Annotated in this window: 13 protein-coding genes; 11 read left to right on the top strand and 2 right to left on the bottom strand. The window is 71.6% G+C overall.

Annotation, left to right across the window (positions count from 1 at the left end):
• Positions 1–49 precede the first annotated feature (49 nt).
• From HAV40_RS06195 to HAV40_RS06180, 4 genes are read left to right on the top strand one after another with little or no spacing between them, the layout of a single operon-like run.
• Entirely contained in the window at positions 50–5,833 is a 5,784-nt protein-coding gene (locus HAV40_RS06195) for a type I polyketide synthase (RefSeq protein ID WP_166379766.1), read from the top strand.
• Between the two features lie 2 nt (positions 5,834–5,835).
• Positions 5,836–6,279 (top strand): acyl-CoA thioesterase, encoded by a 444-nt coding sequence (locus tag HAV40_RS06190; RefSeq protein ID WP_166380108.1) that lies wholly within the window; start codon positions 5,836–5,838, stop codon positions 6,277–6,279.
• Between the two features lie 2 nt (positions 6,280–6,281).
• Positions 6,282–6,827, top strand: coding sequence for a flavin reductase family protein (locus tag HAV40_RS06185; RefSeq protein WP_166379765.1), 546 nt, complete (start codon positions 6,282–6,284; stop codon positions 6,825–6,827).
• Positions 6,824–8,185, top strand: coding sequence for a cytochrome P450 (locus HAV40_RS06180; protein ID WP_166379764.1), 1,362 nt, complete (start codon positions 6,824–6,826; stop codon positions 8,183–8,185). Before HAV40_RS06185 ends, HAV40_RS06180 begins: the two co-directional genes overlap by 4 nt.
• Before the next feature lie 184 nt (positions 8,186–8,369).
• On the opposite strand, the gene HAV40_RS06175 is transcribed toward HAV40_RS06180, so the two are convergent.
• Positions 8,370–9,182, bottom strand: a complete 813-nt coding sequence (locus HAV40_RS06175) for a helix-turn-helix domain-containing protein (protein ID WP_166379763.1) — start codon at positions 9,180–9,182, stop codon at positions 8,370–8,372.
• A 793-nt stretch (positions 9,183–9,975) separates the two neighbouring features.
• Between HAV40_RS06175 and HAV40_RS06170 the strand changes: the two genes are divergently transcribed.
• The 7 genes from HAV40_RS06170 (at position 9,976) to HAV40_RS06140 (ending at position 18,925) form a co-directional block, all read left to right on the top strand.
• The gene (locus tag HAV40_RS06170; RefSeq protein WP_275413486.1) at positions 9,976–10,614 is read left to right on the top strand and encodes a MerR family transcriptional regulator; all 639 of its coding nucleotides are present in this window, start codon (positions 9,976–9,978) and stop codon (positions 10,612–10,614) included.
• A gap of 349 nt (positions 10,615–10,963) precedes the next feature.
• On the top strand, positions 10,964–12,916 hold the full coding sequence (locus tag HAV40_RS06165; protein WP_166379761.1) for a CRTAC1 family protein: 1,953 nt from the start codon (positions 10,964–10,966) through the stop codon (positions 12,914–12,916).
• Positions 12,913–13,935 (top strand): enediyne biosynthesis protein, encoded by a 1,023-nt coding sequence (locus tag HAV40_RS06160; protein ID WP_409364973.1) that lies wholly within the window; start codon positions 12,913–12,915, stop codon positions 13,933–13,935. Before HAV40_RS06165 ends, HAV40_RS06160 begins: the two co-directional genes overlap by 4 nt.
• A 128-nt stretch (positions 13,936–14,063) precedes the next feature.
• On the top strand, positions 14,064–14,918 hold the full coding sequence (locus tag HAV40_RS06155; protein WP_166379760.1) for a maleylpyruvate isomerase N-terminal domain-containing protein: 855 nt from the start codon (positions 14,064–14,066) through the stop codon (positions 14,916–14,918).
• Between the two features lie 174 nt (positions 14,919–15,092).
• Positions 15,093–16,268, top strand: a complete 1,176-nt coding sequence (locus tag HAV40_RS06150; protein WP_166379759.1) for an acyl-CoA dehydrogenase family protein — start codon at positions 15,093–15,095, stop codon at positions 16,266–16,268.
• 26 nt (positions 16,269–16,294) lie between these two features.
• Positions 16,295–17,677 (top strand): NAD(P)/FAD-dependent oxidoreductase, encoded by a 1,383-nt coding sequence (locus tag HAV40_RS06145; RefSeq protein WP_166379758.1) that lies wholly within the window; start codon positions 16,295–16,297, stop codon positions 17,675–17,677.
• Positions 17,678–17,695: 18 nt separating this feature from the next.
• On the top strand, positions 17,696–18,925 hold the full coding sequence (locus HAV40_RS06140) for a cytochrome P450 family protein (protein ID WP_166379757.1): 1,230 nt from the start codon (positions 17,696–17,698) through the stop codon (positions 18,923–18,925).
• Here HAV40_RS06140 and HAV40_RS06135 read toward each other — a convergent pair.
• On the bottom strand, positions 18,909–19,595 hold the full coding sequence (locus tag HAV40_RS06135) for a winged helix-turn-helix transcriptional regulator (protein WP_166379756.1): 687 nt from the start codon (positions 19,593–19,595) through the stop codon (positions 18,909–18,911). The genes HAV40_RS06140 and HAV40_RS06135 overlap by 17 nt on opposite strands.
• Between the last annotated feature and the right edge of the window lie 136 nt (positions 19,596–19,731).

Genomic DNA, 19,731 nt, shown 5'->3' with positions numbered 1-19,731 from the left:
CCCGGCGCGCGTGGCGGTGCGCTGCCATGAACCAGAAAGGCCAACCCAGATGACCAGGATCGCGATAGTGGGAATGGCGTGCCGTTACCCGGACGCCACCTCGCCCCGAGAGCTGTGGGAGAACGCGGTGTCCGGCCGCCGCGCCTTCCGCCGCCTGCCCGACGTGCGCATGCGGCTCGCCGACTACTACGACGCCGACCCCAAGGCTCCGGACAAGTTCTACGCCCGCAACGCGGCGGTGATCGAGGGGTACGAGTTCGACCGGATCGCCTACAAGGTCGCCGGCAGCACGTACCGGTCCACCGACCTGACCCACTGGCTCGCGCTGGACGTCGCCGCGATGGCGCTGGCCGACGCGGGCTTCCCGATGGCCGAGGGGGTGCCCCGCGAGCGCACCGGCGTCATCGTCGGCAACAGCCTCACCGGCGAGTTCTCCCGCGCCAACCAGCTGCGCCTGCGCTGGCCGTTCGTACGGCGCATGGTCGCCGCGGCGCTCAAGGAGCAGGACTGGGACGACGACCAGCTCGGCACGTTCCTCGACGACTTCGAGGCGACGTTCAAGGCCCCGTTCCCGGAGATCGACGAGGACACCCTGGCCGGCGGCCTGTCCAACACCATCGCCGGGCGCATCTGCAACCACTTCGACCTCAAGGGCGGCGGCTACACCGTCGACGGGGCCTGCTCGTCGTCGCTGCTGTCGGTCGCGACCGCGTGCAAGGGCCTGGTCGACGGCGAGCTGGACATCGTCGTCGCGGGTGGCGTGGACCTGTCCATCGACCCGTTCGAGATCATCGGCTTCGCCAAGACGGGTGCGCTCGCCACCGGCGAGATGAAGGTGTACGACAAGGGCTCCAACGGTTTCTGGCCCGGCGAGGGCTGCGGCATGGTCGTGCTGATGCGCGAGGACGAGGCGCGCGCGGCCGGGCACCGCATCTACGCCACCGTCGCCGGGTGGGGCATCTCCTCCGACGGCAAGGGCGGCATCACCCGGCCCGAGGTCAGCGGCTACCAGCTGGCGCTGAGCCGGGCCTACGAGCGGGCCGGGTTCGGCATCGACACGGTCGCCCTGTTCGAGGGCCACGGCACCGGCACCGCCGTCGGCGATGTCACCGAGATGCGGGCGCTGTCGCTGGCCCGTGAGGCGGGCAACCCGGCCGGTCCGGCGGCGATCAGCTCCATCAAGGGCATGATCGGCCACACCAAGGCCGCCGCGGGCGTCGCCGGGCTGATCAAGGCGGCGATGGCCGTGCACCAGCACGTGCTGCCTCCGGCGATCGGCTGCGTCGACCCGCACGAGCTGGTCGGCGAGGAGGGCGCGCAGCTGCGCGTGCTGCGCAAGGCCGAGCCGTTCCCGAAGGGCCAGCCGACCCGCGCGGGCATCACCGCGATGGGCTTCGGCGGCATCAACACCCACATCGTGCTGGAGAACACCAACCCGCGCCGCCGCACCAGCTTCGACACCCGCACCCAGGCGCTGGCCGCCTCGCTGCAGGACGTCGAGCTGCTGGCCGTCGACGCGGGCTCGCCAGCCGAGCTGCGCGAGCGGTTGACCCGGCTGGTCGAGTTCGTCCCGCAGGTGTCGTACGCGCAGCTGTCGGACCTGGCCGCGACCCTGCACCGGGAACTGCGCGGCCTGCCCTACCGGGCCGCGGTCGTGGTGTCGCACCCTGAGGACGCCGAGCGCCGCCTGCGGTCCCTGCTCGACCGGCTCGACGCGGGCGAGACGTCGGTGTTCGCCGCCGACGGCCGCAGCTTCCTCGGGCATGCGGCCGGGCCGGGCCGGATCGGTTTCCTGTTCCCGGGCCAGGGTTCGGGGCGCGGGGTCAGCGGCGGCGCGATGCGGCGCAGGTTCGCCGAGGCCGAGGAGGTGTACGTCCGGGCGGCCCTGCCGACCGGCGCGGACGTCGTCGCCACCGAGGTGGCCCAGCCGCGCATCGTCACCGGCTCGATGGCCGGGTTGCGGGTGCTGTCGGCGCTGGGCGTCGAGGCCGTCGTCGCCGTCGGGCACAGCCTGGGCGAGATCGCGGCCCTGCAGTGGGCCGGGGCGATGGACGAGCAGACGTTGCTCGACGTCGCCGCCGTACGCGGTTCGACGATGGGCCGGCACAGCTCCTCGGGCACCATGGCGGGCATCGCCGCCAGCCCGGAGCAGGTGGAGCAGCTGATCGAGGGCACCGACGTGGTCATCGGCGGCTACAACGGCCCCCAGCAGACCGTCGTCGCGGGCACCGTCGAGGCGATCGAGCAGATCATCCAGGCCGCCACCGAACGCGGCTGGAACGCCATGCGCCTGCGGGTGTCGCACGCCTTCCACTCGCCGCTGGTCGCCCCGGCCGCCGACGCGTTCGGCAAGAGCCTGAACGCGCTGGCGTTCGAGCCGGTGACCCGGCGGATCGTATCCACCGTCACCGGTGACGTGCTGGCCGCCGACACCGACGTGCCCGCCCTGCTGCACCGCCAGATCACCGACCCGGTGCTGTTCAGCCAGGCGGTCGTCCGGGCCGCCAAGGAGGTCGACCTGTTCGTCGAGGTCGGACCGGGCCGGGTGCTGTCCGGCCTGGCGGCCGCGGCCACCGACGTGCCCGCGGTCGCGCTGGACACCGACGACGAGTCGCTGGCCGGGCTGCTGTCCGTGGTCGGCGCCGCGTTCGTCGCCGGGGCCTGCGAGGTCGACGGCACGCTGTTCCAGGGCCGGGTGCTGCGTCCGCTGCAGGTCGGCACCGAGTTCCGGTTCTTCGCCAACCCGTGCGAGTCGGCCCCGCAGCTCGACGTGGCGCGCAGCGCCCGCGCGGCCGTCGCGGCGGTCGAGCGGCAGGCTGGCCCGGCCGAGACGGAGCTGACTGCGGAGTCGAGCCTGGAGCTGCTGCGCAGGATCGCCTCCGAGCGGGCCGAGCTGCCGCTGGAGCTGGTCGGGCCGGACAGCCGGCTGCTCGACGACCTGCACCTGAGCTCGATCACCGTCGGTCAGCTGGTCAACCAGATGGCGACCCAGCTGGGCGTGGCGGCGGCGCAGGCCCCGACCAACTTCGCCACCGCGACGGTACGCCAGCTCGCCGACACCATGTACGAGCTGGCCCAGACCGCCGGTTCCGGCGACACCGCCAGCGCGGCCGTGATCAACGGGGCGGCCCCGTGGGCCCGTCCGTGGTCGCTCGACCTCGACGAGCTGCCCCGCCCGACGCGGGCGGCCCGCGAGGCCGACGGCGAGTGGCGGCTGTTCGCCGCCGACGGCGACCAGTTCGCCGAGGGGCTGCGGGTGCGCCTGCAGAGCGCGGGCGTCGGCGGCGGCGTGCTGGTCTGCCTGCCCGCAGGCTGCACCGAGGAGCAGGTGGGGCTCGCCCTGGCGGGAGCCAAGGCGGCACTGCCGGGCGCGCCCGGTCACCGGTTCGTACTGGTGCAGCACGATCGCGGAGCCGCCGGTATGGCCAAGACGCTGCACCTGGAGGCACCGCAGCTGCGTACCACGATCGTGCACGTGCCGGTCGGTCCGGACGCGGTCGAGCGGGTCATCGACGAGGTCGCCGCGACGGCGCGCTTCGCCGAGGTGTTCTACGACGCCCAGGGCGTGCGACGGGTGCCGACGCTGCGCGTCATGCCGGTCGAGCCCGAGCGCACGATCAAGGCGCTCGACGAGACCGACGTGCTGCTGGTCACCGGCGGCGGCAAGGGCATCACCGCCGAGTGCGCCATGGCGATGGCCGAGGACAGCGGCGCGTCGCTGGCCCTGATGGGCCGCTCGGACCCGGCGCAGGACGCCGACCTGGCGGCGAACCTGGAGCGCATGCGCGCCCGGGGGCTGCAGGTCGCGTACGCCTGCGCCGACGTCACCGACCCTGACTCGGTTCAGCGCGCCGTCGGCGAGCTGATCAACGAGCTGGGCGAGGTCACGGCGATCCTGCACGGGGCGGGCCGCAACGAGCCCGCCGGGATCGCGGGCCTGGAGATGGACACGGTGCGGGCGACGTTCGCGCCGAAGGTCGACGGGCTGCGCGCGGTGCTGGCGGCGGTCGGGCCCGGCCAGCTGAAACTGCTGGTGACCCTGGGCAGCATCATCGGGCGGGCCGGTCTGCGTGGGGAAGCCCACTACGCCACCGCCAACGAGTGGCTGGCCGACCTGACCGAGCAGGTGGGCCGCGAGCACCCGCAGTGCCGCAGCCTGTGCCTGGAATGGTCGGTCTGGTCGGGCGTCGGCATGGGCGAGCGGCTGTCGGTCGTGGAGTCGCTGACCCGCGACGGCGTCACGCCGGTCACCCCGGAGCAGGGCATCGCGATCCTGCGCCGGCTGCTGGCCGACCCGGACACCGCGCCGGTGACCGTGATCAGCGGCCGCACCGAGGGCATCGACACCGTGCGCTACGACCTGCCGGAGCTGCCGCTGCTGCGGTTCGTCGGCCGGCCGCTGCTGCGCTACCACGGCGTCGAGCTGGTGACCGAGGTCGAGCTCAGCGCGGGCAGTGACCTGTACCTGGCCGACCACCTGCTGGACGGCAACCTGCTGTTCCCGGCGGTGTTCGGCATGGAGGCGATGGCCCAGGTGACGGCCGCGATGACGGGGCGGGCGACCGCGCCGGTGATCGAGCAGGCGGAGTTCCTGCGGCCGATCGTGGTGCCGCCGGACGGGTCCACCCGGATCCGGGTCGCCGCGGTGCTGACCGGCGCCGACACCGTCGAGGTCGCGATCCACAGCGAGGAGACCGGGTTCGCCGCGGACCACTTCCGGGCGCGGCTGCGGCTGGACCCCGGCGCGGCGCCGGACGGCCCGCCGGAGCAGGTCGACGCCGACCTGCCGAAGTCCTCGCTGGACCCGGCCGCCGACCTGTACGGGCCGGTGCTGTTCCAGGGCGGTCGCTTCCAGCGGCTGCGCGGCTACCACCACGCGGCGGCCCGCCGGGTCGACGCCGACCTGGCCGCCGACGCGGACACGTCCTGGTTCGCCGGTTACCTGCCGGGCACGCTGCTGCTGGGCGACCCGGGGGTGCGCGACGCGCTGATGCATGGCAACCAGGTGTGCGTCCCGGACGCGACGCTGCTGCCGCAGGGCGTCGAGCGGATCCACCCGGCCGGTGCGGCGATGTTCACCGCGCCCGGCCTGCGCTACACCGCGACCGAGCGGTCCCGTGACGGCGACAGCTACGTCTACGACATCGTGCTGCGCGACGGGGCGGGCACGGTGCTGGAGCGCTGGGACGGGTTGCGGCTGCGGGCCGTACGCAAGAGCGACGGTGCCGGTCCGTGGGTGGCTCCGCTGGTCGGGCCGTACCTGGAGCGGGCGCTGGGCGACCTGGTCGCCGCCGACGTGGCGGTGGCCGTCGAACCCGATGGTGACGGCGGCGACGGCGACCTGGTGGTCCGCCGCCGGGTGGGCACCGCGACGGCACTCAGCCGTGCGCTGGCCCGCCCGGTCACCGTGGCCTACCGCGGCGACGGCCGCCCGGAGGTGAGCGGTGGGCACACCGTGGCCGCCTCGCACGGCGCGGGGGTGACCCTGGCCGTCGCCGGTACGGGCGCGCTCGGCTGTGACGTCGAGCCGGTCACGGCCCGCGACCGCGGGGTGTGGCAGGGCCTGCTGGGTCGGCACACCGAACTGGCCTGGCAGGTGGCGGCGGCGGTCGGCGAGCCCGCGGACGTCTCCGCGACGCGGGTCTGGTCGGCGCTGGAGTGCCTGCAGAAGGCCGGCCGCACCGTGCACGACCCGCTGACGCTGCTGTCGTCGCCGCGGCCGGGCTGGGTCGTGTTCGCCTGCGGGAGCCTGCGGGTGGCGAGCCTCGCCACCACGCTTCGTGACGTCGCGGACCAGGTCGTGTTCGCCGTCCTGACCGAGGGGGGCAAGTGATCGTGGAGGGCTACTTCGAATACCGGCACACGGTGGGCTTCGAGGAGACCAACATCGTGGGCAACGTGTACTACGTGAACTACCTGCGCTGGCAGGGCCGGTGCCGGGAGATGTTCCTCAAGGAGCGGGCCCCCGAGGTCCTGGCCGACCTGCAGGACGACCTCAAGCTGTTCACGCTGAAGGTCGACTGCGAGTTCTACGCCGAGATCACCGCGTTCGACGAGCTGTCGATCCGGATGCGGCTGGTCGAGCTGGGCCAGACGCAGCTCCAGTTCGGCTTCGACTACGTACGGCTGGACCCGGCGGGCGGCGAGACGCTCATCGCCCGCGGCAACCAGCGGGTGGCGTGCATGCGCGGCCCGAACACCCGGACCGTTCCGGCGCGGGTGCCTGAACCGCTGGCGCGCGCCCTGGAGCCGTACCTGCTCAGCACGGTCCGGAGCTGACCATGGAGGCGTACGTGAACACGCAGGCCACGCCGCACGTCAGCGCGACAGACAGGGTCTCGCTGCGGCGCGCGTTCGGAACGTTCGCCACCGGGGTCACCGTGGTGACCGTCGGTGGTGCCACGCCCCACGGCATGACCGCCAACTCCTTCACGACCGTGTCGCTGGATCCGCCACTGGTGCTGATCTGCGTCGGCCGGGAGGCGGTCATGCACAACCTGCTCGGCACCACCGGGACGTTCGCGGTGTCGGTGCTGGCCGCCCACCAGGCGCGGCTGGCCCGTTACTTCGCCGACCGGGGCCGGCCGATGGGCCGACGCCAGTTCGACGACGTCGACTGCGTGCCCGGCCCGCGCACCGGCGCGCCGCTGCTGGCCGAGGCGCTGGCGCACTTCGAGTGCGAGGTGCGCCACGCCTACGACGGGGGAGACCACACGATCTTCCTGGCCGAGGCCGTGGCGCTGCGGCGCGGCGAGAACGACGCCGCCCTGCTGTTCCTGCAGGGCAAGTTCCGGCAGATCGAACCTGACCACGAGGTGAAGGCATGACGACCACGCAAGCCCGGCGGCCGACGGCGCCGCCGGGCCCGTCCCGGGCGGCCGCACTGCGCTGGCTGTCCGTGATGAACCGCGACCGGCTCGGCATGCTGGCCGAGGCGGCCGGGCAGTACGGCGACGCGGCGCGCATCCCGGTGGGCCACAAGACGCTCTACCTGTTCAACCACCCGGACCACGCCAAGCATGTGCTGGCCGACAACGCCGCCAACTACCACAAGGGCATCGGTCTGGTGCACGCCCGCCGCGCGCTCGGCGACGGGCTGCTGACCAGCGAGGGCGAGCTGTGGCGCAAGCAGCGCAAGGTCATCCAGCCGGCGTTCCAGAGCAAGCGCATAGCCGCGCAGGCCGGGGCGATCGCGCTGGAGGCGCAGGCGCTGGTGACCCAGCTCCGCACGTTCGAGGGGCAGGGCCCCGTCGACGTCGTGGGGGAGATGACCGGGCTGACCCTGGGCGTGCTCGGGCGCACCCTGCTCGACGCCGACCTGGGCACGTTCGCCTCGATCGGGGCGATGTTCGGCGTGGTGCAGGACCAGGCGATGTACGAGCTGGAGACGCTCAGCGCGGTGCCGGCCTGGTTGCCGACCTCGCGCCAGCGGCGCTTCCGGCAGGCCCGGCAGAACCTGGAGGGCATCGTCGACCAGCTCGTGGAGCAGCGGCGGGCCCGCACCGAGGACCGCGACGACGTGCTGTCGCGGCTGATCGTGTCGACCGACCAGGAGACCGATCCCGGCGTGGGTCGGATGCGGCTGCGCGACGAGCTGGTGACCCTGCTGCTGGCCGGGCACGAGACGACCGCGAGCACGCTGAGCTGGACGCTGTATCTCATCGACGAGCATCCGCAGGTATGGCAGCGGCTGCACGACGAGGCGGTGCGCGTGCTCGGCGACCGGCTGCCGGAGTACGAGGACCTGCACCAGCTGCGCTACACGGCGATGGTGGTGGAGGAGGTCATGCGGATGTACCCGCCCGTGTGGCTGCTGCCGCGGATCGCGCTGGCCGACGACGAGGTCGGCGGCTACCACGTGCCGGCCGGGGCGGACGTGCTGATCAGCCCGTACACCCTGCACCGGCATCCGCGGTTCTGGGAGGACCCGACCCGGTTCGACCCGGACCGGTTCGATCCGTCGCGCAGCGGTGAGCGGCCGCGGTATGCGTTCATCCCGTTCGGGGCGGGGCCGCGCTTCTGCGTCGGCAACCACCTCGGCATGATGGAGGCGACCTTCGTCATCGCGCTGCTGGCCCGCGAGCTGCGGCTGGAGCGGGCGCCAGGCTACGAGGTGGTGCCGGAGCCGATGCTGTCGCTGCGGATCCGCGGCGGGCTGCCGATGACGGTACGGTCGGCGCGCTGATCAGGCCTGTGGCCGCACCCGGTGACCGGGTGCGGCCACAGCCGTGCCCGGCGGCGGTCGGCCCGCCGGGCCCGGACATGGCTGAGGTCTCCCGGCCGTCGTCCATGACACGACGGTGGGGAGACCTCGGAAGTGCCGGCGGCAGGCGGCGGGCCGCGGCGCGGTGGCCGTGACCCGCGGCTCGTCAGCCCGCCGCCGGCTCGGCGAGACGCGGCGGCTGACCCCCGGCCTGGGCGCGGGCGGCCATGCGCTGCAGGGCGGCGGTGCGTACGTCGAGCAGGGCCATCAGTACCGGCGGGTCGAGCGCGCTGGCGGGCTTGAGCTCGATGTCAGCGCCGTCGATCATCGCGCCGCGGCGTACGGTCAGCGGCCCGTGGGTGCCGACGGCGACGTCGGCGGCGACGGCCTTGCCCAGCGAGGGGCTGCCGACCGGCACGGAGTGCACCAGCAGGTACCACATCCCCGGCGGCACCTTCTCCAGCAGGTAGGGGCCGGGTTCGTGCAGCACCGTGCAGCTGATCGGCCGCCCTTCGGGGATGCGGTCGCGGAACAGCCCGCAGAAGATGAGCTCGCGCTGGTCGCCGTAGTGGGGGCGGATCACGCCGCGGACGGTGGCCAGCGCGTCCGGGGCCGTGTAGCCGCCGCCGGATGCGATGTGCGTGGTGATGCCGCGCTGCTTGCGGTACGTGGTCGGCGACAGCCCGACGCTGCGGGTGAAGCGGGAGCTGAACGTGCCCACGCTGGTGTAGCCCACGCGCAGGCTGATGTCGGAGACGTTGAACGACGTGGACACGAGTAGCTGCTTCGCCTGCTGCAGGCGCAGCGCGGACAGGAAGCGGCCGGGCGAGATGCCGGTCACCCGCTGGAAGATCCGCGAGAAGTGGAACTTGCTGAACATGGCCACCTTTGCCATGTCGTCGATCGTCAGTTGCTCGTCGAGGCTGGTCTCCATGACGGAGATGACCCGTTTGACCGCCCGCTCGGCTGTGCTGTCCATTGCGACTCCCTTGGTTCCCGTTCTTGGCGTGTGTGCCCATGGCGATACGAGGTGCCGGCCGTGCCTTTTTCGCGATCCGCCGCGGTCGACTCGCGAGCGGTGTCACCGATCCGCGAATAGCGTGTCGCTTTTGTTTCGCGGTTGCTTCCAACGGTTTTCTGGAGGATGGACAGTGGGTGGACAAGGGAATTGACGGCTGTCTCCTCCGTCTGCCCATACCGGCCTGACGTCAATAGCTGTCGATGCTAGGGAAGGTGGCTGATCGGGGCAACGGGTCGACCGATCGGCGGATCGCGTTCCGTCGTACGGGCGTTCGGGCGTGAGGAAATCTACGGGCTGTGATCAGGGTATTCACGTTGCGTGGTGCGACTTCCGTCCAAAACAGAGCAACATTGTGGACAGAGAAAGGCTGCGCTTGCCACTATCCACTCGGCTCACGGAGTGCTAGCGCGAATGGCGGCTGCCGCGGCGCCTGCCGGGTGTCCGTGCAGGTGAAGGCGACGGGGCGCGATACGGCATGGTGACGCGCAGTAGTTGTCCGGCTACCTTGGGGCAGCCTGGGTTAGGCTGTCGCGGTGGCGACCGGGTCCTGGAGTGCTCCGAATCCCACATCGTGGACGTTCGAGGATGAGTGATTGCGGGACGAGCAGAGGCGGCCGCGCGGGGGCGCGGTGGTGGCCGGGCATCGATGCGGGCGCGCCTATCTGTTGAGCGGTCAGCGATATCGCGAGCCTTGCCAGTCTTCGATCTTCCGTGACAGCATGGGTCGACCAGCTTAAAGAGATGGTGGTCGATGAAAATCTCAAGGCTCAGCAGGCTGAGTGGTGTGTCGATTCCCACGATCAAGTTCTATGTGCGCGAGCAGCTGCTGCCCGCCGGCATACCGACCGCCCGTAACCAGGCTGAGTACGACACGACCCACCTCACCCGGCTGCGGCTGATCCGCCTGCTCACGGGCGCGGGCATGATGAGCCTGGCGTCGGTGCGAGAGGTGCTGGCGGCGGTCGACAGCGACCAGCTGCCACCACCGGAACTGGTGCGGGTGGTGAACCGGGCGCTGCTGGCCGAGCACGCGGGCCCGCCTGCGGACCGCGAGGCCTACGACAGCGTCGCGCCCGGCGTGGACAGGATGCTGCAGCGGCTGGGCTGGCGTGTCGGCCGGTCCGGGCCGGAGCGGGAGAGCCTGATCCAGGCTCTGGCCGCCCTGCGCGCCCTCGGCGTGCCGTGCGTCGCCGAGGAGCTGGCGCCCTACGCGGAGGTCGCCGAGAAGCTCGCCACCCAGTCGCTCGACCGCGCCACGGGCTCCGGCGACGCCGTGCTCCTGGTGGCCCGCATCGTGCTCTTCGACGTCGCGTTCGACATCATGCGGCGCATGGCGTTGCAGCACCGGCTCGCCGAGGTCCTCGGCGAGCCCGCCGACCCGCCGCAGTGAGCCGTCCCGCTGTGCCGAGCCGGGTGTGAGCCGCCGGCGTACCCATTGCAGGCTGGTCGGCGACGCTATTGCGCGGTGATTCTCAGGCCTTGTGCCGGACTATTCATGAGTCGTGCGCGATGTGGACCACTTCAAAATTGCGACTATTCCGCGATGGGATCTGAGCGCAATTCTTGAGAAGACATGCCGACCGTCCGGCCGCCACGATGGCGTGAGCCGGATGCGGCAGCCGGACGGTTCTCAGCACCGCCGGCAGCCGACCTGGTGTGGCTTCCACCTGCAGCCCTGTTCCGCGTGACGCGGATCGCCGCCGTGCTCCGGCGGTGGGGCCGTCCTTCGAGGAGACCCTATGTCCCAGAAACCCGGCGTGCTCCGCCGGCTCGCACCCGCCGCCTTCGTCCTCGCACTGGTCGGCACGCTGTTCGTGGCCGCCCAGCTGCCCGAGGCGTCGGCAGCCGACCGGGCGGACCTGGCCTCGCGCTTCACGTTCACCGAGCAGCCGATCGCGCTGCCGCCCGGCCTGCCGGAGAACCACGTGCGCGAGGTCAACCCCAAGTACGAGCACATCAAGTCGTGGGTGTCGTCGGTCGGCGCGGCCATCAGCGTCAACGACCTCGACGGCGGCGGCAAGGCCGACGACCTGTGCCTGGTCGACACCCGCACCGACGCGGTCGTGGTGACCCCGGCGCCGGGCAGCGGCCAGTCCTACGCCCCGTTCGTGCTGGACACCGCGCCGCTGCCGATCAGCGACACGAGCGCGCCGATGGGCTGCGTACCAGGTGACTTCAACCTCGACGGGTGGAACGACCTGCTCGTCTACTACTGGGGCCGGACCCCGGTGCTGTTCATCCACAACGGTGGCCGGGACCCGCTGGCGCGGCCCTGTTTCACCGCCACCGAGCTGCTGGAGCAGCTCCCGTCGCCGGACGGCAAGTACCACGGCAAGCTGTGGAACACCAACGCCGTCGCGGTCGCGGACTTCGACGGTGACGGCCACGCCGACATCGGCGTGTTCAACTACTTCCCCGACACCCAGGTGCTGGACCCGAACGGCCAGCCCGGCGTGCAGATGAACCACTCCATGTCGCGGGCGCAGAACGCGGGCGGCGCGCACATCATGCGCTGGGTCTCGGCCACCGCCAAGGGCGCGCGGTTCGAGGAGCAGGTCGCCATCGCCCCCGAGTTCGCGACCGGCTGGACGCTGGGGGCGGCCTCGGCCGACCTCGACGGCGACCAGCTGCCGGAGCTGTACCTGGCCAACGACTTCGGCAACGACCGGATGTTCCACAACGTGTCCACCCCCGGAAAGATCAAGTTCAAGCTGATCGAGGGCAGCCGCGGGCCGTTCGACCCGAAGTCGCTGGTCCTGGGCCACGACTCGTTCAAGGGCATGTCGATCGAGTTCGGCGACCTGGCGAGCACCGGCCGTTTCGACATGTTCGTCAGCAACATCACCGCCGAGTGGGGCCTGGAAGAGAGCAACATGGTGTGGCGCAACGACGCCGCTGACGCCGCCGACGCCAGGGCCCGCATGTCGCGCGGCGACGCGCCGTTCGTGAACAAGGCCTCCGCGATGAACATGGCCTGGGTCGGCTGGGGCTGGGACGCCAAGATGGCCGACTTCGACAACAGCGGCCGGCTCGCCGTCGTGCAGGCCTGCGGCTTCGTCAAGGGCACCATCAACCGATTCAACTGGCTGCAGGAACTGGCGATGACCAACGACCTGCTGCTGCAGGAGCCGGACATGTGGCCCAAGGCGATGCCCGGCGACGACATCTCCGGCAGCCAGCCGATCGGCTTCTGGGTCCGCGAGGACGGCAGCGAGAAGTTCGTCAACCTCGCCGACGACCTCGGGCTGGGTGACCCCACCCCGTCGCGCGGCATCGCCGTGGCCGACGTCGACAACGACGGCGACCAGGATCTGATGATCGCCCGGCAGTGGGGCGCGCCGCAGTTCTTCCGCAACGACACCACCAAGCGCGGCGACTACCTGGGCCTGCGCCTGTACCGCCCGACGACCGGCGCCGGGGCTCCCGGCACGCCCGCCTACGGGGCCGTGGCGAAGCTGACCACCGCCGACGGGGCCACCCACGTGGCACAGCTCGACGGCGGCGGCGGCCACTCCGGCAAGCGCAGCTTCGAGGTCTTCTTCGGGCTCGGCAACGCCGGCGGTAAGCCGGTGTCGGTCGAGCTGAGCTGGCGCGACCTCAACGGCAACCCGCACAGCAGCCGCCTGGACCTGGCCGCCGGCTGGCACGACCTCACCCTCACCGACAAGGCACAGGAGGTGGCGGCGCGATGACGCACGCCGAGAGAGTGACCACACCGGCGATCACCATCAAGAAACCGGTGACCACCGCCGCCCGCCCGGCGGCCACGCCCGCGACCACGATGCCCACGGTGGCCAAGGCCCCCCGGGTCGACAACGCCGATCCCCGCTACAAGGCCCTGCGCAACTTCGCCATCTCCATGTCCATCTTCAACATCCTCGGCTACACCGTGCTCGGTTTCGAGCAGCCGTGGGCCTGGCCGTTCCTGGCCCTGGCCGTCGGTTACAGCACCGAGCTGGTCAGCGAGCGCATCCAGGCGTGGGCGCAGAAGCGCCCGGTCGGGTACCGGGGCAACGGCGTCTGGGGCCTGTACACGTTCCTGCTGCCCACCCACATCACGGCGCTGGCGGCGAACATGCTGCTGTACGCCAACGACCTGTTCTGGCCCATCGCCTTCGCGGTGGTGGTGGCCGTGGGGCAGAAGTACGTGCTGCAGGCGCCGATCAACGGCCGGATGCGGCACTTCATGAACCCGTCGAACTTCGGCATCACCATCACGCTGCTCGCGTTCGCCTGGGTCAACGTCGCGCCGCCGTACCACTTCACGGAGAACGTGCCCGACGTCATCCGGATCATGGTGCCGCTCATCATCATCACGGCGGGCACGGTGCTCAACGCGATGCTGACCAAGAAGGTCGGCCTGATCATGGGCTGGATGGGCGCGTTCGTGATCCAGGCACTGATCCGGCACTTCGTCTGGGACGTCGCGCTGTGGGCGGCGTTGGCGCCGATGACCGGGGTGGCGTTCGTGCTGTTCACCAACTACATGATCACGGACCCGGGCACCACACCCGGCCCGTTCAAGTGGCAGTTCATGTTCGGCTCCAGCGTCGCGATCGTGTACGGCGTGCTGATGCAGTTCAACATCGTCTACACCCTGTTCTTCGCCGTGACGCTCGTCTGCCTCGCCCGCGGCATGTACTGGTGGATGAAGTGGTTCCGCGAGCGCGGCAAGCCGGCCGTCCCGGCCGCCGCGGCGACGACGGGCTGACCCGACCTCACCCGAGCGGTGGCGGCGGCGGTGGTGCGGGCCTGGGGGTTCCGCGCCACCGCCGTTCGCGCGCAACTGAGCAATCCAGCGTATGCGGGCCCGCCGCGCCCCCGCCCATGCTGGAGGGCATGCCGATCGTGCCCGTCGACCCCGCCGCCTGGGACCTGGTCAGCCGCGCGCTGCCGCAGGTCACCGACCGCCTCATCGCGCTGGCCTCGGCGCATCCGCCGCAGACCAGGGTGACCGCCGACTGGACCATCGCCGACACGGTCGCGCACCTGGTCAGCCTGATGCTGCTGGACGCGGTCCTGGTCGGGCGCACCGACCTGGACGCGCACATGCCGGGCGCGCTTGATCTGGTCGCGGCGACCAACGTGGACACCGTCGCCGACACCAACCACGCGGTGCTGGCGCACTTCACGGGCCGCGACGTGCCGGTGCTGTGCGAGCAGCTGCGCTGGTACGCCGACGAGCTGGTCGCGGCCGCCGCCACCCGCGACCCGTCCGAGCAGGTCGGCTGGCTGGGCGGCTCCCGGCTGACGATCGCGGGCCTGGTCGCCCACATGATCAACGAGCTGGTGGTGCACGGCTGGGACATCGCCCGCGCGACCCGCACCCCGTGGCCGATGGACCCGCTGCTGGCGGGCCAGTTCTTCGACCTGTTCCTGCTCGGGGTCACCCGTGGCGGCTACGGCGCGCTGCTCGATCACGGCGCGCCGGTGCGGCCCGGCCGCATCGCCGTGGACTTCCGCTCGCCGTACACCACTCCGGCGATGCTCGTGCTCACCGACGGGGCGGTGACGGTCGAGGACCCCGACCCGCGGGCCGACGTGCGGCTGGCCTTCGACCCGCCGACGCTGAATCTGATGCTGTTCGGGCGGGTGAGCAAGGCCCGCGCGGCGCTGACCGGCAAGGTGCGCCTGGGCGGCCGCCGCCCGTGGCTGCTGCCGGCGTTCGAGCGCACGATGCACCTGCCGTCCTGACCGCCGGCGGTGCGCAGCGGACGGCCCGACGCGGCCGCCCGCGGTACGAACGCGCATGTCAGCCCCTAGACAAAGCACTTAGGAAGATGCGGCGGACGACCGCCGGATGCCAGGGTCTTATAGCGCCGAGCGTCGATGGATGCGCGGCTGACCAGCCCTGGGAGGACACCAGTCATGGACACCACCACTTCGCGCGAGGATCTCGTCGCCCGCGCCGCGGAGATCGCCCCGCTCATCGCCAAGCACGCCGCCTGGTCGGAGGAGAACCGCCGCCTGCACGACGAGATCATCGAGGCTTTCGGTACGGCGGGCCTGCTGCGGATGCGCGCCCCGCAGCGCTACGGCGGCCACGAGGCCGACCTGAGCACCGTCAAGGAGGTCATCACCCAGGTCGGCCGCGGTGACGGCTCCGCCGCCTGGACCCTGTCGGTCTGGAGCATCTGCTCCTGGCTGGTCGGCCTGTTCCCGGACGAGGCCCAGGACGAGGTCTTCGCCAACCCCGACGCCCGCGTCTGCGGCCTGCTCAGCCCCGGTGGCATGGGCACCCCCGCCGACGGCGGCCTGGTCGTCAACGGCCGCTGGCAGTTCAACACCGGCGCGCTGCAGAGCGACTGGAACTCCCTGATCGTTGTCGCGCCGATGCCCGACGGGCAGATGGCCCCGGTGATGGCGCTGGCCCCGACCTCGGAGCTGCAGATCATCGACGACTGGCACACCAGCGGCCTGCGCGGCACCGGCAGTGTCACCACGGCGGCGCGGGAGCTGTTCATCCCGGCGCACCGCCTGCTGCCGATGGGCCCGGTCCTGCACGAGATCTACGCGTCCAAGGCCAACGCCGACAGTGCGGTCTACCGGACGCCGATGCTGCTCACCGCGGCCACCACCACCGCGGGCACCGTGCTGGGCCTGGCGCAGGCGGCCAAGGAGGCGTTCTTCGAGCGGCTGCCCAGCCGGAAGATCACCTACACGGCGTACGAGAGCCAGCGCGAGGCGCCGCTGACCCACCTGCAGGTCGCCGAGGCCGTCCTGAAGCTCGACGAGGCCGAGTTCCACGCCGACCGGGCCGCGTCGACCCTGGACGCCAAGAGCCGGGCCGGACAGGCCTGGACGCTGGAGGAGCGGGCGCGGGTCCGGGCCGACCTGGGCCGCATGGTCGAGCTCGCGAAGGGCTCCATCGACACGCTCAAGTCGGCCAGCGGCGCGTCGTCGATCTACAACGGGGTGTCCCTGCAGCGCATCGCCCGCGACATCGAGGCGCTGAGCCTGCACGCGATCCTTCACCCGGACACCAACTACGAGCTGTACGGCCGCATCCTGGCCGGCCTCGAACCCAACACCCTCTACATCTGACCTCCTGGCGGACCGGGAGGCCGACGATGGGCAAGCTGATAGGTGATCGGGTGCTGCTGCTGGGCGGCAGCATGGCAGCGCTGCTCGCGGCCCGGGTGCTGTCGGAGCACTACCGCGAGGTGGTGATGGTCGAGCGCGACGAGGTGCGCGGCGTCCGGCAGACCCGGCGGGGCGTGCCGCACGGCGGGCACGCGCACGGGCTCATCGCCCGCGGCCAGCAGATCTTCGAGCAGCACTTTCCCGGTCTGACAGAGGAGCTGCGGGTGGCGGGCGTGGTGCCCGGCGACGTCAACGAGGACATCCGCTGGTACTTCAACGGCCGGCAGCTGCGCAAGGCCGTGTCGGGGCTGGTCTCGGTGCCCGCGACCCGGCCGGTGCTGGAGTTCCACCTGCGCGAGCGGGTGCTGAAGATCCCGAACGTGGTGCTGCGGGAGCGGCACGACGTGCTGGGGCTGGTGTTCTCCGCCGACGACTCCCGGGTGACCGGGGCCCGGGTGCGGGCGCACGACGCCTTCACCGACGAGGTGATCGACACCGACCTGGTCATCGACGTCACCGGGCGCGGCTCGCGGACCCCGCCGTGGCTGGCCGAGCACGGCTACGACCGGCCCGGCGAGGACAAGGTCAAGATTGGTCTGGCGTACACGACGCAGCACTTCCAGCTGCAGAGCGACCCGTTCGGCGACGACATCGCGATCATCCCGGTCGCGACGCCGTCGCACCCGCGCGGCGGGTTCTTCTACCGCCTGCCCGGCGACGACAACCGGGTCGAGCTGTCGCTGACCGGCGTGCTCGGCGATCACCCGCCGACCGACCAGGAGGGCTTCCTCGCCTTCGCCCGGTCGCTGCCGGTTCCCGAGGTGTACGCCGCGATCCGCGACGCCGAACCCGTCGACCAGCCGATCATGTTCGGGTTCCCGGCCAGCGTGCGCAAGCGCTACGACCGGCTGACCAGGTTCCCGCAGGGGTATCTGGTGATGGGCGACGCGGTGTGCAGCTTCAATCCGGTCTACGGCCAGGGCATGACGGTGGCGGCGCTGGAGTCGCTGACCCTGCGCAGGCACCTGGAACGCGGCCACGAGCCGCGGGCGGTGGAGTTCTTCGCCGACATCTCCCGCGACATCGACGCGCCGTGGGAGGTGTCGGCGGGCGCGGACCTGGGCTACCCCGAGGTGCCCGGACGCCGCTCGCTCAAGACCCGCGTCGCCAACGCCTACATGGCCAGGGTGCAGGCCGCCGCCGTGCACGACGGCGAGGTCACCAATGCCTTCTTCCGCACGGCGGGGCTCATCGACCCGCCGCAGCGGCTGTTCCGCCCCAGCACGGTGCTCAAGGTGCTGCGCCACTCGGGCCGTAGGGAGCAGCCGGGCCCGCAGGCGCCGGCCGCCGTCCTGGACCCGTCCGCTTAAGACCGATCGGAGGTATCCATGGAACCGACCTGCCCGTACCACATCGACCGCACCGGCGCGGACGTGCACGCCGAGGCGGCGCGCATCCGCGCCAACGGACCCGTGTCCCAGGTGGTCTTGCCCGGCGACGTGCTCGCCTGGTCCATCGTGGGCTACGACGAGGCCCTGCAGGCGCTGGCCGACAGCCGCTTCTCCAAGGACCCGCGCAAGCACTGGACCGCGTTCGCCAACGGCGAGATCGGCCAGGACTTCCCGCTCATCGGCTGGGCGCTGATGGACAACATGACCACGGCGTACGGCCCCGACCACTCGCGGCTGCGGCGGCTGACCGCCAAGGCGTTCACCATGCGGCGGGTCGAGGCGATGCGGTCCAAGGTCGAGGCGGTCGCGCAGACCCTGCTCGACGAGCTGGCGCAGGTCCCGGCGGGCGAGGTGATCGACCTCAAGGCCCGGTTCGCGCACCCGTTCCCGTCCCGGGTCATCTGCGACCTGTTCGGCGTCCCGGCGCACCAGCGCGCCGCGATGCTGCGCGGCGGCGAGCTCAACGTCGACACGACGCTGACCCCCGAGGAGGTCGCCGAGAACATCGAGCAGTGGCACACCATGATGCACGGCTTCGTCGCGGACAAGCGCCGCTCGCCCGGCGACGACCTGACCACCGACCTGCTGGCCGCCCAGGAGGAGGACGGCGGCAGGCTGTCCGACTCGGAGCTGGTCGGCACGCTGTTCCTGCTGCTGGCGACCGGGACCGAGCCGGTGATGAACCTGATCGTCAACGCGGCGCACGTGCTGCTGTCGCAGCCGGAGCAGCTGGCCCGCGCCCGGTCGGGCGCGGTCAGCTGGGCACAGGTGATCGAGGAGACGCTGCGGGTCGAGGCGCCGGTGGCGCACCTGCCGTTCCGCTTCCCGGTCGAGGACGTGAAGGTAGGCGACACCGTCATCCCCAAGGGTGACCCGGTGCTGATCGGGTTCGCCGGGATCGGGCGCGACCCGGTCAAGCACGGCCCGACGGCGGCGCGGTTCGACCCCGAGCGGGCCGACAAGTCGCACCTGTCGTTCGGTCACGGGCTCTACCGCTGCATCGGCGCGCCGCTGGCCATGCTGGAGATGGAGCTGGCGCTGCCCGCGCTGTTCGAGCGGTTCCCGGATCTGGAGCTGGCCGTCGCGTCCGACGCGGTCGAGCCGCAGGGCACCTTCATCATGAACGGCCGCAAGGAGCTGCCGGTCCGGCTCACCGGCCGGCGCTGAGCTCCGCGGCGGTGGGGGCCGGGATGGGCAGTGCGAACAAGGTCATGAAGCGCCTGCCCATCCGCTGGTCCCCGGTTATCCGCACGCTGCCGTCGCGCATCGCGTCGGGCAGGCTGTGCTGCTGGTACACCACCCCGGCCAGGACGTCCGGGGTGGTGCAGATCGTGGACTGGGCGGTGGTGGCCTGCCCGCGGCCGATCCGCAGCGTGCCGTCGTCGACCACGGCGTGGAACAGGTCGTCGGCGAAGTCGAGCTGCACGTCGGCGTGCAGGCCCGCGCTGCGGGCGGGCTGGAACAGCGTCCGGAACGACAGGATCAGCGAGTCGACGCTCAGCGTCGCGTTCGGATCGGGCAGCGGCGAGCGGGCACCCCATGCGCCCAGCTTCAGGATGATCTCCTCCAGCTCGGCGCCCCAGGCGGTCAGCTCGTACACCGCCGAGGCCGCGGGCGGCGGCAGGCGGCGGCGGCCGACGACCCCGGCGTCCTCCAGCTCGGTCAGGCGCTGGGCCAGGATGTTCGCGCTGACGGCGGGCAGGCCGTGGCGCAGGTCGGTGAACCGCTTCGGGCCGAGCAGCAGCTCGCGGACCACCAGCAGCGCCCAGCGCTCACCGACCACGTCCAGGGCGCGTGCCGCGCCGCACGCGTCGTGATAGCTGCGTCTGGTTCCCATGAGCGCCCATGGTATCCCGCGTTCGATGGCTTGCCCGACCTCATTGGTTGTTTTTTACTACTAGATGATTATAGATTCCCCCTGGCCGGTTGTCATAGACAACCATGGCTGCAAGCCTGCCTGGAGACCGCGCGCC

This window comes from Catellatospora methionotrophica (assembly GCF_011297335.1).
Lineage (GTDB): Bacteria > Actinomycetota > Actinomycetes > Mycobacteriales > Micromonosporaceae > Catellatospora > Catellatospora methionotrophica.
The sequence above is the reverse complement of the archived record's forward strand: the minus strand, read 5'-3'. Positions and strand labels throughout refer to the sequence as shown.